Below are 15,524 nucleotides of genomic sequence, written 5' to 3'. Positions count from 1 at the left end.
TTATAGAATACATTGTTGCCGACACTTCCCAACTGCCACGAATGGCAAACCTCGATGTCGCCGGCCGCAAGCAGGGTAAATGCACTAGCCAGTTTTTGTGGCGAGCTCAAGGCAGGGCGCGAATCGTCCGACAGAAAGCCGAAAGAGAGGCAGGTCCTCAGGAATGAACGAACGTTGCCGCTGGCACCGGAAGGAAACAAACAATGGCAGGCTACTCATCTCTCATTCGGGAGTCTAAACCACGCGTTCGAGAGACCAGCGCGCCGAAGCGGACGGGGCTGACCGTCAACGACCTATACGAGCAGTTAAAGGAGATGGCGGTCCTTTATACGATTCGTCCCGGTGAGAGGGTCAATGAGCTTGAGCTGGCTGAGAAGTTCGACGTCAGCCGCACGCCGCTTCGAGAAGCCCTCAACCGACTCGTCGCGGAAAGCCTTCTGAACTTCGTTCCCAACCGCGGATTCTTCGTCCGTGAACTGCACAGACAGGACATCTTCGACCTCTTCGAACTTCGCCGGAGCATCGAAGCCTCCGCTGTGCAGCTCGCCGTCGAGCGTGCCGACATCAAGGACGTGCGCGCCCTGCGCAAGTTCTGGAAGGACGTCATGAAGAACAAGGCCGAACAGGCGCCCGCAACGCAGCTGGTGGCGCGCGACGAGGAATTTCATGTGCGGCTGGTGGCACTCTCGGGCAATAACGAAATGGTCCGCTCGCTGTACGCCATCAACGCGCGCATCCATTTCGTACGCTGGGTCGACCTTGAGCAGCGCGGCCATGACGCATTCGCAGAACACCTCGATATTTTGGATGCCATTGAGGCCCGCGATGCAAAGCGCTGTCGCGAATTGATGGAGACGCACATCACCTGGCGGATGGAGGAGATTGCCAAAGTTGTAGATGCGGGAGTCGTCAAGCTCTATTCGCAGTAAGCCGTTTAGCCTCGACCCGCCTTCCCGTGTGTCTGCCATGCCAGGGGTCGCGGCACACCACGTTGCGTGGCGCGACGGTCCTGGCGTTACTCACGCGACCTGCTTCAACTCAATGACGGACGGCTTCGACAACCGGGCGACAGAGTCGGTCCATTCTGCGTCCACGGACTTGAAGTTGCGTTCCTTGACGTGTCCGTACCCACGAATCTTTTCAACCATCGATGCGGCCCGCACGACAGCTTGATAGTTGCACGCCGTGCCGTGACGAATAATCTCGTCGACGGTCTGCTCGTACCGTATTATCAGGCCGCGCTCCATTCGCCGTTCAGCCGTGTAACCAAACACATCGAGGGGGGTGCCGCGAAGCACCTTGAGTTTCGCAAGCGTGCGGAACACGGGCAGAATCCAGGCCCCGTACTCCTTTTTGCGCGGCTCGCCGGTCAGCTCGTCCCTTCCGGTCAGCCCCGGGGGGGCAAGGTTGAAAGCAATGCGGAAGTCGCCTTCGAACTGTTGCTTGAGGCTCTCAACAAATTCCGGCGAGGAATGAAGCCTTGCAACCTCGTACTCGTCCTTGTAGGCAAGCAGCTTGAAATAGCCATTCGCGACAGCTCGTGTCACGGCATCCTGCCGCGGCATCACGATTCGCTCCCATTCCCGAACGCGATTCACCAGTGTGCGATAGCGCTTTCCGTATGCCGTGTTCTGGTACTCGGAAAGGAACGTCACCTTGCGCTCGATGAGTTCGTCGAGTGACGTTGAGATCTGAAGTGATTCACGCATGGGCTTAGCCGCGACAAGTACCCGTTCGGCAGAGCTGGGCGACAGAGCCGCGCGACGTCCCCAGAGGAACGCTTCCTTGTTCAACTGCACGCCCGCCCCGTTGAGCTCGATAGCAGCATCGATAGCCTCGGAGCTAATCGGGATGAGTCCCCGTTGATACGCGTAGCCAAGCATGAACATGTTGCCGGCAATCGTGTCGCCGAAGAGGTTGAGGGCGTACCTGGTTGCGTCCACAAACTCTACGCAATCACTGCCCACCGCGTCGGTGATGCCAGCCCGCAGTTCCGGGGAAGGGAACTTGAGGTCGGGATGCCGGGTGAACTCGCCCGTCATGACTTCATGCGTGTTGACGAGCATCCGCGTCACACCCTTGCGCGTCGTCGCGAGCGTCTTCCGGCTTGCTGCAACGACCAGGTCGCAGCCAAGAACAGCGTCCGCACCACCCGCTGCAATCCGGATGGCCTTGATAGCAGCAGGGCTCTTGCCGAACCGAAGGTGCGACCATACCGAGCCGCCTTTCTGGGCGAGGCCTGCCATGTCGAGAATTCCGCAACCTTTACCTTCCAGGTGTGCGGCCATGCCGAGGATTGCGCCGATGGTCACGACGCCCGTACCGCCTACGCCTGTCACGATGATCGAGTACACGCCGTCTTCGAGTGACGGAAGGTCAGGTTCGACCAGCGCCGGGAACAGCTCGATGTTTGGCTTGACCGTTCCAGCCTTGCGAAGACTGCCACCATGAACCGTGACGAAACTTGGGCAGAACCCGTTGTTGCATGAGTAGTCCTTATTGCAGGACGACTGGTCGATAGCGCGCTTACGGCCGAACTCCGTCTCAAGCGGCACGAGCGAAACGCAGTTAGATTTGACACCGCAATCTCCGCAGCCCTCACAGACCAGGTCATTGATGACGAGACGTTTGGGTGGGTCGGGAAACTGTTTACGCTTGCGGCGGCGTCGCTTCTCGGCGGCACAGGTCTGGTCGTAAACGAGAACCGTCACCCCCGGAATGTCCCTCAACTCCTCCTGCGCCTTCTGGAGCCCGGAACGATGGTGAATGGTTACGCCCTTAGCCCATCCGGCGTCCGACGGATATTTGGAAGGGTCATCTGTCACGACCGCGATACGGGTTACGCCTTCCGCATGGACCTGCGCCGTGATGGTCATCGGGCTGAGCTGGCCATCATGACGTTGGCCGCCGGTCATCGCGACCGCGTCGTTATAAAGAATCTTGAACGTGATATTGGTTTTTGCCGCAATCGCTGCCCGGATCGCGAGCAGACCGGAGTGGAAATAGGTTCCATCTCCCATGTTCTGGAACATGTGTCCGCGCCTGGAGAACGGAGCCTCTCCGACCCATGCCATGCCTTCGGCACCCATCTGGGTATAGCCGAGTGTATTGCGGTCCATGGTCTGCGCCATCCAGCCGCAGCCGATACCGGCATAGGCTTTGCTTCCTTCCGGGATGATCGTCGATGAGTTGTGCGGGCAGCCGCTGCAAAAGTAAAAGCTGCGCAGCATCGCCTCAGGCGCGAATTCCACCTTGCTCAGTTCCGTCAGGAATGAGACGCGCTCGGCGGTACGCTGGTCGCCAGTACGTTGCGCCAGCCGTTGCCCCAGAGCGATGGCAACCTGGAGCGAGCTGAGTGACATCTCGACAGGAAACAGCTTTCTGCCGCTCTCATCCTGCTTGCCGATTACGACCGGCGCGTTAGGCTGGCGGTACAGGATGTCCTTTATCTGCGACTCGAGGAGGCTACGCTTTTCTTCCACGACCATCAGCAAATCAAGGCCGTCCGCGAATTCCCGGATGCCCTGTGGCTCGAGCGGCCAGGTGCAGGCGACTTTGTAAATCGCGACACCCATCGCTTCGACGTCGGCTTCAGTGATGTCCAGGTCGTCGATGGCCTGTAAAAGGTCCAGATAGCTCTTCCCGTGAGCGACCACGCCGATTCGCGCTCCCGGCTTTCCGAGCGTGACACGGTCCAGCCCATTGGCTCGCACGAATGCGCGAACGGCATCGAGCTTGTAGTTGTGTAGACGATATTCCTGTTCTTGCGGGGTGTCGGGCAAGCGAAGGTTCAGCCCGCCTGCCGGCATCTGGACGTCAGTGGGGAGCTTGGGCACCACGCGATTGAGTTCGACTTCAATGGCCGCTGACGCGTCGGCGGTATCCTTCACGCATTTAATACCGACCCAGCATCCGGAGTAGCGTGACATGGCCCATCCGTACAGACCAAAGTCGAGAATCTCCTGAACACCGCTTGGACTCAGAATCGGAATCGCCGCGTCGACCAGAGCGAATTCCGACTGATGACATGTGGTCGACGACTCGCACGTGTGGTCGTCACCCATCAGGACCAGAACGCCACCATGCTTCGAACTGCCGGCGAGGTTTGCGTGACGAAACGCGTCGCCACTGCGGTCAACGCCTGGGCCTTTCCCGTACCAGATGGAGAAGACACCATCGAACTTACCTTCGCCGCTGGTCTCGGCTTGCTGGGTTCCCCAGACAGCGGTTGCTGCCAGGTCTTCATTCACTCCTGGCACGAACACGACGTTAGCTTCACCTAAAAACCTCTTTGCCTTCCCCAATTCGGCATCGTAAGTGCCGAGGGGCGAGCCGCGGTAGCCCGAAACATATCCGGCCGTTCGCAGACCGTTCGCTGTATCGCGGCGTTGCTGCATGAGCGGCAGCCGAACCAGCGCCTGGACGCCGGTCAGAAAAATCCGACCGCTGTCGAGGGTGTACTTGTCATCAAGCGTTACTTTGCGCAGAGTCACGGGCGTTCCTTCGAGGCGAAGCCTTCTTCAGCAAGTTGCGACTTCCAGTCTCACATCGCGCTTTGAGGTTCGGGTAGCTTCCGCGCGAGGCCATCCACGCGGACACGGCGTTTCGAAATGACAGAAACGCTAATGAGGGCGGCCTCCGAGGTACAGGCGACGCATCTCATCACTCGCGAGCAGGTCGGACGACTTGCCCTCCAGCGCGACCTGACCCATAGAAAGCACATAGGTGCGGTCGGAAATGCGCAAAGCCTCGGTCGCATTCTGTTCCACCATCAATACTCCGATGCGCTCGGTATTCCGCAGTTCGACAATCGCGTCGAAGACTTCCCCTAGCATCTTCGGAGATAGCCCGGCTGAAGGCTCGTCGAGAAGGAGGAAACGCGGTCTTGGCATCAAGGCGCGGGCGAGCGAGAGAATCTGCCGCTCTCCGCCAGAGAGGCTTGAGGCCCGTGACCGGAGCTTGCGTTGTAATACAGGATAGGCTGAACAGAGTTCGTCCAGCCGCTTTTTCTTTTCCTGCTCCAGCATGAATTGACCGCCGAGCACAAGATTCTCCCAGACAGACAGCGAACCGAACACGTTGTCAGTCTGAGGTACGAAGCCGATATCGTATTTCCTGACCTTCTTGAACACTGGCACGTGTCCGATGTCCTTTTCGTCCAGGGTGATTTTTCCTTCTCGCGGCAGCAAAAACCCCGCGACAGTCTTTAGCAGGGTCGACTTCCCACAGCCGTTCGGGCCAAGAATGGTGACAATTTCAAGTTGCCTGGCGTTGATTGAAATGCCGCGAAGGATATCAACGTCGCGTGTGTAACCGGCGACGACACTGTCGACGGATATCATGCAGTCACCCCCGCAACCTGATACTGGCCGCCGGGCTTCTTGCCGAGATACGCCTCAACCACGCTCTCATGGGTTTCGAGCTCTGACGGGAGGCAGTCCGCCACCGTTTTGCCCTTGTCCAGCACAATGCAGCGGTTGCATGTCTCGGAAATGAAGTGCATGTCGTGCTCGATGATGACGAGCGTGATGCCCTGTCCGCTGATTCGCTTGAGCGTGGTCACAAGCTCTGAGCGCAAGTTCGGGTGAACTCCAGCCATGGGTTCATCGAGCAGGAGCAGTGCCGGCTGCTCCATCATGGCGCAAGCAATGCCCAGGAGTTTCTTCTGCCCGCCAGAGATGGACGCAGCAGGCAGATGCGCCACTTTCGTGAGAAGCAGTTCTTCGAGAAGCAGATGTGCGCGCTCACGCGTTTCGTGCTCGAGCCTGCGTGTCGCACTGGACCTCAGAAGCGTGCTGAACAATCCGTGGCTTCGGGTCGACGCGGCCATCACAACTTCTTTTACGGTCATCCGCGCGGGCATTGACGGAAGCTGAAAAGTCCGCCGCACACCCTTTGCGGCAATCTGGTGAGCGGACAGACCGTTCACAGGCTGACCGCCGAGCTCGATGAGACCCTGGTCAATTGGGCAATATCCGGTGATGGCGTTGAGAACGGTGCTCTTCCCGCAACCGTTCGGGCCGAGCAGGCCGACGATTTCACCTGTCCGGACGTGAAAGTTGAGTCCGGTCAGGACGCTGTTTCCGCCAAAGGACTTGTGGACATCCTGCAATCGAAGCATCGTGTTCATGTTGCGCTCCGGACTTTTTCGGGAAGTAGACCGCCAGGGCGAACCAGAAGACAGGCAAGCAGGACAACGCCGATTGTGCCAAGCCGGACAGCGCCAGCGATATCGCTGCTGATGTTGAGGTAGTCCTTGGCAAATGGCACAGCGCTATAGATGGCTTCGACAAGCAAGGCGCCGAGCACGACCCCGAGGTTGTTGCCCAGCCCTCCAATCATGACCATCGTCCAGATGACGAAGGTCTCGGACGCCAGCATGTAGTCTGGCCCGACGAAGCTCATGTAGTGGGCGAGCAGAGAACCTCCAACCGACGCTATCGCGGCGCTCGTGACCGTCGCCTTGACCTTCAGCGGAACGAGCTGATAGCCGAGGCTGGTTGCCAGGGCAGGCTCCTCGCGCATCAATCGGATGGCTCGCCCGAAACGTCCGCGAGAGAGTCGCACGCAGGCAAACAATGCAATCGCGACCATGGCGAGCGCCAGCAGGAAAAACGCGAAGTCATTCTGGACGCCGGACGCGCTCCTGAACAATGCTGGCACCCCACTAATTCCCTGGGCGCCGCCCGTGAGCCAATTCTCGTTGAGCGCGACGGTTCGGATGAGTTCCGCCACCGCCAGTGTGGCAATCGCCCAATAGTCGGACGCAAGATTGCGCCCCAGCCGAGCCATGAAAAAGCCCACGACCATTGCGGCCACGACGCCAAACAGTATGCCGATAGGTGCGGGGTATCCGAGTGCGGAGGTAATTGCTGAGGCGTAGGCGCCAACGCCCGCGAACGCGACGAAGCCGAAGTTCAGAAGTCCCGCGAAGCCTGCCTGTAGATTTAGCGCCAGTGCGAGCAGCGCGTAAATGCAGCTCAGCGTCGCAACGTGCAAAAGAAAGCTATACACGACGGACCTCCCGGTCGAAGATGCCGTACGGTTTGAAAAGAAGCGCGACGAGCAAAATCACGAACGACGCGGCGCTTATATAGGTCACCGGAACATAGACATCGGATGTACCGAACATCCAGCCGAAGTCAAGATTGGTGACCAGCGTCTCGGCAACTGAAATTAACAACGCACCGGCCGCTGCGCCGAGAGGATTGCCGAGACCTCCGAGAATGGCTGCGGCGAACACTGGCAGCAGCAGATTGGTTCCCAGGCCAACGTGCACGGTCTCGGTCAGCCCCAACATTGTTCCCCCCAAAGCAGCCAAGGCGCCGCTCAGGAAAGTGATGCCGTTCACCACCCGCGCACCATCGACGCCTGTCGCTGCGGCCAGTGCGGGATTTGACGACATGGCCCGCATCGAGCGGCCGACCCCAGTTTTGAAGAGCAGAACCGCGAGCAGTGCAACGCAACCGAATCCGCACGCAATCGAAGTAATCTGGTCGACTGAAATCGTGGTTGAGCCGAGGTTAAGCGGGCTCGGCAGTACCGACGAATACCGGAACGGGCGCGACCCGGCGACACCGAGTACGACTGCGATGAGTACCATCGAGATGGCGAGCGAGCCAATCATCGCGATCGAGCTGCCGGAGCGCAGGAGCCGCCTGAAGACGAGCATATTGAGCAGCACCGCGACCAGGCCCGTCGCAACACACGCCCCGATGAGCGCAAGTGAAAATGGCAGGCCTATGCGATTCAGCGCCAAAGTACCGAATGCGCCCAGCATCGCGTACTGTACGTGCGCGATATTCGGAAATTTGACCAACGAATACACGACGCTCAGGCCCACCGCTACGAGCATGATGTCCGAAGTGCGTATCAGGGCATCGACGATGAATTGAAGCACGGGACTCTCCTGGGCTGCCACGCCGCAGAGCGGCGCGGCGCAGCTTATCGGCTAACGACCTTGGTATCGAACTTCACCTTGTCGTATGGCTGCTCTTTTCGTTGGCCCGCGTCGTCAAAGGCAATTGTTCCGGTCGCGCCGTTGTACGGCACGACCGCCTTCATTGCGGCGCGAATCTTCGCCGGGTCGGCTGATCCAGCCTTGTTGATTGCAGCGGCCGCAACCATCACGCCGTCAAACGCATAGCTGCCGAACGAGGACTTCGGAGCCTCCTTGTACTTCGCGCGATACGCCTGTTCGTAGGCTTTGCCACCTTCGCCAATGGACGCAACCTCAAGTCCTTCCTGTCCTTGAGCGGCTTGCGGGACCGTATCGCTCGTGCACATGGTGAGGTAGATGCCGTACCACTTCTGTTTGGCCAGACCAAGTTCATATGCTTCGCGATTGATGGTCGCAGCCTCTTGTCCGTAGGCGCTGTAGACGTAGGCCTGAGGGGACGAGCGAGACATTTGCTGCAGCTCGCGCCGGTAGGTCGACTGTCCTTCGCTGTACAGCACGACCGAAGACACCTTGCCGCCAAGCGATTCAAATCGCTTCTTGAACTCAACAGCGACATTTTGGCCATAGGAGTTGTTCGGCGCAATGAAGGCGACGTCTTTCAGGTTCTGAGCGAAGATATCTCCGGCCGCGAACTGGGCTGACAGGTCGTCGAGCCCAATGACGCTGAACGATCCGTCGCCGATTTTGCGGACAGCCGGGCTCGAGGAACCGATGTTGATATGCACGTCACCCTGTTGAACGACGTATTCGCCGATTGGAATGGTGATACCTGAGGAGAACTCGCCGAGCACGACAGGGACTTTGTTCACTGACACGAGTTTGCGTGCTGAGCTCAACGCCGTTGCCGCAGTTCCGCCGGAATCCTCGACGATGACCTGAAGCTTTTGTCCCAACACCCCGTTATGCGCGTTGACTTGCTCGACTGCCAGTTCGACACCCCGCCGTTGGTCGTCGCCGACGGACGCGCTCGCTCCCGTTAGCGGCAGCACAGCGCCCAGCGACACCGTCTGCGCGACCGAAGCGGTCGCAATAGAAAGCAACGCGCTCGCAACAGCGCTGATGCAAAGCTCCTTCGCAAACTTCATGATGACGTCCCTCTCAACGGTGGCTATTAGACTACACAAGTGTCGACAATTTAGCGCAAAAAAATTTGTGTCAATAAAAACGTCGGCGGCGGAAATCGCTGCGAGCAACGTGCAGCATCGCCAAACGCCTGCTGGGCAAGGGCTTGAGCGATTTCCACGACCGCCAGCGTTTTGCTATCGCAGTTGCGCATGTACCGCCAGAGGGTCAACGAGCCTCGCCATGACGCCTCCAGATTAGCGGATTGTCTACACTTTTGTATTCTGATTTTCCCCGATTTAGGAGGAATGCGGGTAAGACACAGGCAGATTTAAGCAGATGCTTACTCGCATCGGTTAGGGAGAAATGGGGTTTCCAGTCGCCACGGCACTGGCTAAACGGCAAGGCTTAGTCGGGTAACTTGCCGACAGTCGAAGCGGCGGGGGTGGCTCACCGCTTCGGACCAGCCGTTTGTCGAATCGAGTCCAGGCCTCAGATCGACCTGAACACAGGGCTCTTTGCGAGAGCTTCAGCACCATCTGCACTGGTCAGGAATTTCTCTGTGTAAATATCGCGCTCGAAAAGCTGTCCTTGCATAAGCGATCTGATGGACGCTTGGTCCAATAGTGGTGACGTGCGTCTCCGTGACACTATTAACAGGGCGCAGCGCAGCACTTTTTGCGTTCGTTGAGCGTTCTGCTTGCAGCCCCTGCGGCCGATAGGCCGACAGTCAAAGCGTCCCCTGGCACGACAGAGAACCACAAGTGCTCGTAATGCTGCACAGAAATGCAAGCTGCGTTTATCGAAATTCCGCTGGCATAACCAGTCTCGTCCAGGGCAATCGGGCGGTTGCCCGTGACGTTCCCGCAGCCACCTGGGATATCAAATGGAGGTAATCATGGAATCGGGTTCTGATTGCTGCAAGACGTGTCGTCCAGACGACAATGACCGGCGGGCGTGGCTGAAGGGAGGGGTGGGCGCCTGCGCGGTTGCATTGCTGGTCGGGATTGGTTGTAGCCCGGAGCTTGCGCAGGCTGCCCTGACCCTGGCGCAGCGTGATGCGCTGACGCCGGACCAGATCATCGAGTTAATGAAGAAAGGCAATGAGCGGTTCCGTTCAGGCAGGATGAACCCGCAGGATTTCCTTGCGCAGAAGCGGGCCAGTGCGTCCGGCCAGTATCCGGCTGCCATCATTCTGAGTTGCATTGACTCCCGTGCGCCCGCGGAGATCATTCTGGACATCGGCATCGGGGAGACCGTCAACGCCCGGGTCGCGGGTAACGTCTCCAATCCCGATATGCTCGGCAGCATGGAGTTCGCCTGCGCGGTAGCGGGTGCAAAAGTTATCCTGGTGATGGGACACACCGCGTGCGGAGCGATCAAGGGCGCGATCGACAATGTGCAGCTCGGAAATCTCACGGGGTTGCTCGAAAGCATCAAGCCCGCTATCGAGGAAACGCAATACGAGGGGGAGCGCACCAGCAAGAACGCCGGATTTGTCGATGCGGTCGCACAGTCCAACGTGCGGTACACCATCGGCGCGATCCGTAACATTAGCCCGATCCTCGCGGATCTGGAAAGAGGCGGGAAAATCAGGATCGTCGGTGCGATGTACGACCTGAACAACGGGAAGGTGAATTTCATGAGTTGACTGCTTCGCGCGCGCCGTTCCCTTGCCGCTGCCACATCCGTCGGGTTGCCGAAACCTGAACGACTGCATTGGGCCGAACAACCGTCTGTCATTCCGCGTCCGCGATCGAATCCAGCCCAGAGTTTTATGCCACTTATTCGAAGCTGACACGCGCCTGGCTGACTTCCGTACACCGGTCCGTGCCGAAAAAGGTGTCGGGTTCTAACGCCAACCAAGGCCAGGGGCGACATGCATGAGAATCGATTCGATTACGTGCGCGCAGTATTCGACGCCCAGTTGATTAGGCACGGTGAGTAGCAGGGTGTCGGCTGCTGCGATTGCCTCGTCTTTTGCCAACTCTGCGATGAGGACTTCAGGTTCCGCGGCGTAGCTGCGTCCGAAGATCTTTTGGACATCATCGTCCAGAAATCCGACCGAGTCCCGGCTCTGGGCGTCTCGCCCAAAATACATCCTGTCCTGATCGTTCATGAGCGCGAAGATGCTCCGACTGACCGACACGCGGGGCTGTCGTGTGTGTCCCGCCTCTTTCCAGGCGTCGCGATACGCGCGGATCTGCTCGGCTTGCTGGATATGAAGGGGGCGGCCCGTTTCGTCGTTCTTCAACGTCGATGTCTGGAGGTTCATGCCCATCTTCGCTGCCCACACCGCGGTTGCGTCGGAGCCCGAACCCCACCAGATACGATCACGAAGACCTTCGGAATGCGGTTCGATCCGCAGAAGGCCAGGCGGGTTCGCAAACATAGGTCGTGCATTCGGCTGCGCGAAGCCCTTGCCGCGCAACACCTCATAAAAAACTTCCGTGTGGCGGCGCGCCAGATCGGCATGCGTTTCACCCTCGGCAGGTGCGTATCCGAAGTACCGCCATCCGTCGATTACCTGTTCACCCGAGCCTCGGCTAATACCGAGTTGCAGCCGTCCGCCGGCAATCAGATCCGCGGCGCCCGCGTCCTCCGCCATGTAGAGCGGATTCTCGTAACGCATGTCGATGACACCCGTGCCGATTTCGATCCTGCTGGTTTTTGCGCCGACGGCAGCGAGTAGCGGAAAAGGCGACGCAAGCTGTTGCGCGAAATGATGGACGCGGAAGAAGGCGCCATCTGCGCCGAGTGCCTCGGCAGCAACCGCGAGGTCGATGGATTGCAGAAGCACCTCCGCCGCCGAGCGTGCCCGCGAATGCGGAGAATTGGCCCAGTGGCCAAAAGAAAGAAAGCCAATTTTCTTCATGGAAGCATCAACCAAAGGAGAGCAAATGCATGATCGCAGGGATGTAGCCGAACAGGCATGGTTCGGCTTTGTGACGATCTTACCGGAACGGTGTGGTCGCGGAATCCGTGTCTTGCAATTGCCTATTTTTTCTCAACCAGGTGAGGATGATGGACCGCTTGGATGCCTGCGCGCAAGCGATGTTCCACCTTCCTGAGGATAACAAACCAGGCATCCGCTCGTCGGATCCGGCACGCTGTTTCTATCGGGCATGCGTGCTGCTCGTCTTCGTGCACGGTCGTCACTTCGACGGCCAGGTCCGTCCCGAGGAGATCAGCATGAAAGCATTGGTTTATGAAGGCCCACGCAAAGTCGTCGTCAAGCAAATGCCGGACGCAAAGATTGAGCGCCCGACCGACGTACTCGTCAAGATCACCACCACCAACATCTGTGGCTCCGACCTGCATATGTACGAAGGTCGCACTGACATGGAAACGGGCCGCATCCTGGGTCATGAGAATCTCGGCGTTGTCGTCGAGGTGGGCGCAGGTGTCGAACGCATCAAGGTGGGCGATCACGTCTGCTTGCCGTTCAATATTGGCTGCGGTTTTTGCAAGAATTGCGAACGGGGGCTGACCGGCTTCTGCCTGACCGCGAATCCCGGCGTGGCGGGTGCAGCGTACGGATTTGCCGGCATGGGGCCCTATAGCGGTGGACAAGCGGAATATTTACGCGTGCCGTTCGGCGACTTCAATTGCCTGGTGTTGCCGCCCGACGCCGAAGAAAAGGAAAACGACTATGTCATGTTGTCCGATATCTTTCCTACCGGCTATCACGCCACGGTCCTCGCTGGCGTCGAGCCTGGCGATAGCGTGGTCATCTACGGCGCGGGTCCGGTCGGTCTGATGGCCGCGCTGTCTGCGTCAATCAAAGGTGCGGGCAAAATCATGGTCGTGGACAGTCATCCTGATCGGCTGAAGCTCGCGGAAAAAATGGGTGCCATTCCTGTAGACGACAGCGACGGTACGTCCGCCGAGCAGATACTCGAAATGACCGGCGGCGAAGGGGCTGACCGCGGCTGCGAATGCGTCGGTTATCAATGCAGTTGCAAGGGTCACGAAGTGCCGAACGTGACCATGAACAACCTGATCAAGGCAGTGCGTCCAACGGGTGGAATCGGCGTGGTCGGCGTGTTCGTCGCGAAAGACGCGAAAGCCGAAGACCAGCTCGCGAAGAAGGGCCAACTCGCACTCGACTTCGGTCAGTTATGGATGAAAGGCCAGCACATCGCGACGGGCCAGGCCAACGTCAAGGCATACAACCGTAAATTGCGCGACCTGATTGCGGTGGGCAAAGCCAGGCCGTCGCAAATCATCTCGCACGAATTGCCGCTTGACAAGGCACCGGACGGTTACAAGCATTTCGACGAGCGTGAAGAAGGCTGGACCAAGGTCGTGCTGAAGCCTGCCGCTTGAGCGCAGCGGAAGGCCGTCGCATTTCCGCATGCGACGCCTTTCGCCCCGGCGTCGATCACGACTCAATTCTTTGGGACCTTATCTACGGCGGCAGCAGGATTGCTTACCTCGACGAGATCCGGAGATTTGACTGCCCGAAGCGTTTCGCGTTGAGCGGTTGTGTCGATCCGCAAGGTTCTATCGAAAGGCTCAAGCGTAAGCGGAGCACCGCTCTTGAGTGCCTTGACGATGCCTTCGATCACGCGCACGTCGGCGTATCCCTCTTCGACATCGGGTTCCGGATGCGTATCGTTCAGGATGCAATCGGAGAAATATTTCATCGCACCGCCAAAGTGGTCGGTATTCTTAAAAGAATGAGCGCTTTCCTCCTGAGCGACGGTCACCGTTTGCCGAAGTGATTTTCCGTAGGTGTAGCAAGGCTGCACGGCAACGCTACCTTTGGTGCCGATAGCGAAGTACGACTCCAAGGCGGTGGCCGCGTAAGAAACGACGAACTGCGCCAGCCTGTCGCCGGGGAATTTAAGCGTCACGGCCGCTGTGTCGTCGAAGTCTCCCAAGCCCGCTTCCGGATGCCGGACGCCGACTGCGGACACAGCTTCAGTAGGCTCAGATTCAAACACGTAGCGCGCGGCATTGATCGGGTAGGGTCCCATGTCGACGATCGGGCCGGCCTCGTCTCCGTTGCGGGCGCGATGATTCTCGGGGTCCACTCTCTGGACAAAGGTCGAGGAGAACAGAATAACCTCGCGAAGCTCCCCTGTGCGAATCCGCTCGATCGTTGATAGCGTGCCGGGTTCAAAGTGCAGCCGCTATGCGACCATCTGCAGTGCATCGAGAGGGCGGCAATCGCTATGACCGCAAGCTGCGTTCCAGAAGCTAGAGTACGAATGGACGCGTCGATGACGACACAAAGGAAGTATTTACTCAGTAGAACTGTGGCAACCGGTTTCGGCGTGTCAGCCTGGATCAACTCCCACGGAAATCGTGGCCCGTTTTTTGCTGCGCGGCAAGGTGGCATAGGGTCCATTTAAGGCCCATTTGCCGATTCCGGAAGTTTCCGGAAGTTCGCGTGAGAGCTCAAATTAATGCGCACACTCTGGCAAGAGGAGAGGGCGAAGAGACGCCGCACGGCAACGCCGAGGGACGTGCTGGTTTCATGGGGCGCGGCGTGCTGGGCGGTGTCCACGGCCGCATACGCCCGACAGCCGGAGACGGGGGGCGCGCCGCTCAATTACTTCCTGCACGCTGCGGGGCCGGCCGCGGTGCCCACCATGCGGCTCGGCTGGATCATGACCGCGCTGTCGGTTGGCGTGTCGACGCTCGTGGCGCTGTTGCTGATTGTGGCGATCGCGCGCAAAAGGCCACATGCCAATCCCACCGCATTGCATGGCGATCGCGGCGGTCTCGCGTGGATCTATGTGGGCACAGGCATCTCGTCGATCGTGTTGCTGGCGACGCTTGTCTATGTACTGATCACACTGGCAAGCGTCGCTGCACCGGCACAGACGCCCACGCTCACCATCAAGGTCACCGCTTACGACTGGTGGTGGAAGGTCGCCTATCAGGACGCCGCCGACCCTGCGCTAAATTTTGTCACCGCTAACGAAATTCATATTCCGGTTGGTGAGCCGGTGAAGGTCACCCTGCAAAGTGCCGATGTGGTCCACGCGTTCTGGGTGCCGCAACTGGCCGGCAAGACCCAGACCATTCCCGGCCAGACCAACGAGCAGTGGATCGAAGCGGACCGGCCTGGCGTCTACCGCGGCCAGTGTTCGCAGTTTTGCGGCGCACAACATGCGCATATGGCTTTCGAAGTCGTCGCGCAAAGCCGGGCTGACTTCGTCGCGTGGCGTGCCGAGCAAGCACAAGGGCAGGCCGTCCAGGCGGCCAGCGCTGCCGATACGGCTGCCGGCAAGCGCTTGTTCGGCGACCGTTGCGCGGGTTGCCATGCGATCCGCGGCACCGATGCCCAAGGCGTCCAGGGACCGGACCTCACGCATCTGGACTCGCGCCATCTTCTAGCGGCGGGCACCCTGACCAACACGCCGGCTCATCAGCTCGACTGGATCGAGCACGCGCAACAAATCAAGCCCGATTCGCTGATGCCGGATATTGCGCTCACCGGTGCCGACGCCGCCGCGTTGTCGGCTTATCTGTCCACACTACACTGACC

At 59.1% G+C, this 15,524-nt stretch carries 12 protein-coding genes and 1 pseudogene; 4 read left to right on the top strand and 9 right to left on the bottom strand.

The features are described 5' to 3' along the window. Positions 1–203: 203 nt before the first annotated feature. Positions 204–929 carry a GntR family transcriptional regulator gene (locus tag P3T40_RS23305; protein ID WP_429270063.1) on the top strand — a complete coding sequence of 242 codons (726 nt, stop codon included), beginning with the start codon at positions 204–206 and terminating at the stop codon, positions 927–929. A 90-nt stretch (positions 930–1,019) separates the two neighbouring features. Here the strand turns inward: P3T40_RS23305 and P3T40_RS23300 are convergent, their stop codons facing one another. The 7 genes and pseudogenes from P3T40_RS23300 to P3T40_RS23270 all read right to left on the bottom strand — a co-directional run. After that, positions 1,020–4,493, bottom strand: a complete 3,474-nt coding sequence (locus P3T40_RS23300; protein ID WP_429270062.1) for an indolepyruvate ferredoxin oxidoreductase family protein — start codon at positions 4,491–4,493, stop codon at positions 1,020–1,022. A gap of 129 nt (positions 4,494–4,622) precedes the next feature. Continuing rightward, positions 4,623–5,342 (bottom strand): ABC transporter ATP-binding protein, encoded by a 720-nt coding sequence (locus tag P3T40_RS23295; protein WP_429270061.1) that lies wholly within the window; start codon positions 5,340–5,342, stop codon positions 4,623–4,625. Continuing rightward, positions 5,339–6,130 carry an ABC transporter ATP-binding protein gene (locus P3T40_RS23290; RefSeq protein ID WP_429270060.1) on the bottom strand — a complete coding sequence of 264 codons (792 nt, stop codon included), beginning with the start codon at positions 6,128–6,130 and terminating at the stop codon, positions 5,339–5,341. Before P3T40_RS23290 ends, P3T40_RS23295 begins: the two co-directional genes overlap by 4 nt. Continuing rightward, positions 6,127–7,014, bottom strand: coding sequence for a branched-chain amino acid ABC transporter permease (locus P3T40_RS23285; protein WP_429270059.1), 888 nt, complete (start codon positions 7,012–7,014; stop codon positions 6,127–6,129). Before P3T40_RS23285 ends, P3T40_RS23290 begins: the two co-directional genes overlap by 4 nt. After that, the gene (locus P3T40_RS23280; protein WP_429270058.1) at positions 7,007–7,900 is read right to left on the bottom strand and encodes a branched-chain amino acid ABC transporter permease; all 894 of its coding nucleotides are present in this window, start codon (positions 7,898–7,900) and stop codon (positions 7,007–7,009) included. Before P3T40_RS23280 ends, P3T40_RS23285 begins: the two co-directional genes overlap by 8 nt. A gap of 44 nt (positions 7,901–7,944) precedes the next feature. Next, on the bottom strand, positions 7,945–9,045 hold the full coding sequence (locus P3T40_RS23275; RefSeq protein ID WP_429270140.1) for an ABC transporter substrate-binding protein: 1,101 nt from the start codon (positions 9,043–9,045) through the stop codon (positions 7,945–7,947). Positions 9,046–9,514: 469 nt separating this feature from the next. After that, a pseudogene (locus tag P3T40_RS23270) lies at positions 9,515–9,631 on the bottom strand (phenol hydroxylase); the annotation flags it as partial. Positions 9,632–9,920: 289 nt separating this feature from the next. Here P3T40_RS23270 and P3T40_RS23265 point away from each other — a divergent pair. Then, positions 9,921–10,673: a carbonic anhydrase family protein gene (locus P3T40_RS23265; RefSeq protein ID WP_429270057.1), complete on the top strand. Its 753-nt coding sequence runs from the start codon at positions 9,921–9,923 to the stop codon at positions 10,671–10,673. A 201-nt stretch (positions 10,674–10,874) separates the two neighbouring features. Here the strand turns inward: P3T40_RS23265 and P3T40_RS23260 are convergent, their stop codons facing one another. Beyond that, the gene (locus P3T40_RS23260; protein ID WP_429270056.1) at positions 10,875–11,897 is read right to left on the bottom strand and encodes an LLM class flavin-dependent oxidoreductase; all 1,023 of its coding nucleotides are present in this window, start codon (positions 11,895–11,897) and stop codon (positions 10,875–10,877) included. Between the two features lie 317 nt (positions 11,898–12,214). Here P3T40_RS23260 and P3T40_RS23255 point away from each other — a divergent pair, with 317 nt between their 5' ends. Beyond that, positions 12,215–13,351 carry a glutathione-independent formaldehyde dehydrogenase gene (locus tag P3T40_RS23255; RefSeq protein WP_429270139.1) on the top strand — a complete coding sequence of 379 codons (1,137 nt, stop codon included), beginning with the start codon at positions 12,215–12,217 and terminating at the stop codon, positions 13,349–13,351. A 62-nt stretch (positions 13,352–13,413) separates the two neighbouring features. On the opposite strand, the gene P3T40_RS23250 is transcribed toward P3T40_RS23255, so the two are convergent. Next, a complete protein-coding gene (locus P3T40_RS23250) occupies positions 13,414–14,118 on the bottom strand; it encodes a Gfo/Idh/MocA family protein (RefSeq protein WP_429270138.1) in 705 nt (234 codons plus the stop codon). A gap of 318 nt (positions 14,119–14,436) precedes the next feature. Between P3T40_RS23250 and coxB the strand changes: the two genes are divergently transcribed. After that, complete coding sequence (coxB, locus tag P3T40_RS23245; protein ID WP_429270055.1) at positions 14,437–15,522, top strand: cytochrome c oxidase subunit II; 1,086 nt, start codon at positions 14,437–14,439, stop codon at positions 15,520–15,522. The last annotated feature ends 2 nt before the right edge of the window (positions 15,523–15,524 follow it).

This window comes from Paraburkholderia sp. EB58 (assembly GCF_050436665.1).
Taxonomy (GTDB): domain Bacteria; phylum Pseudomonadota; class Gammaproteobacteria; order Burkholderiales; family Burkholderiaceae; genus Paraburkholderia.
The sequence above is the reverse complement of the archived record's forward strand: the minus strand, read 5'-3'. Positions and strand labels throughout refer to the sequence as shown.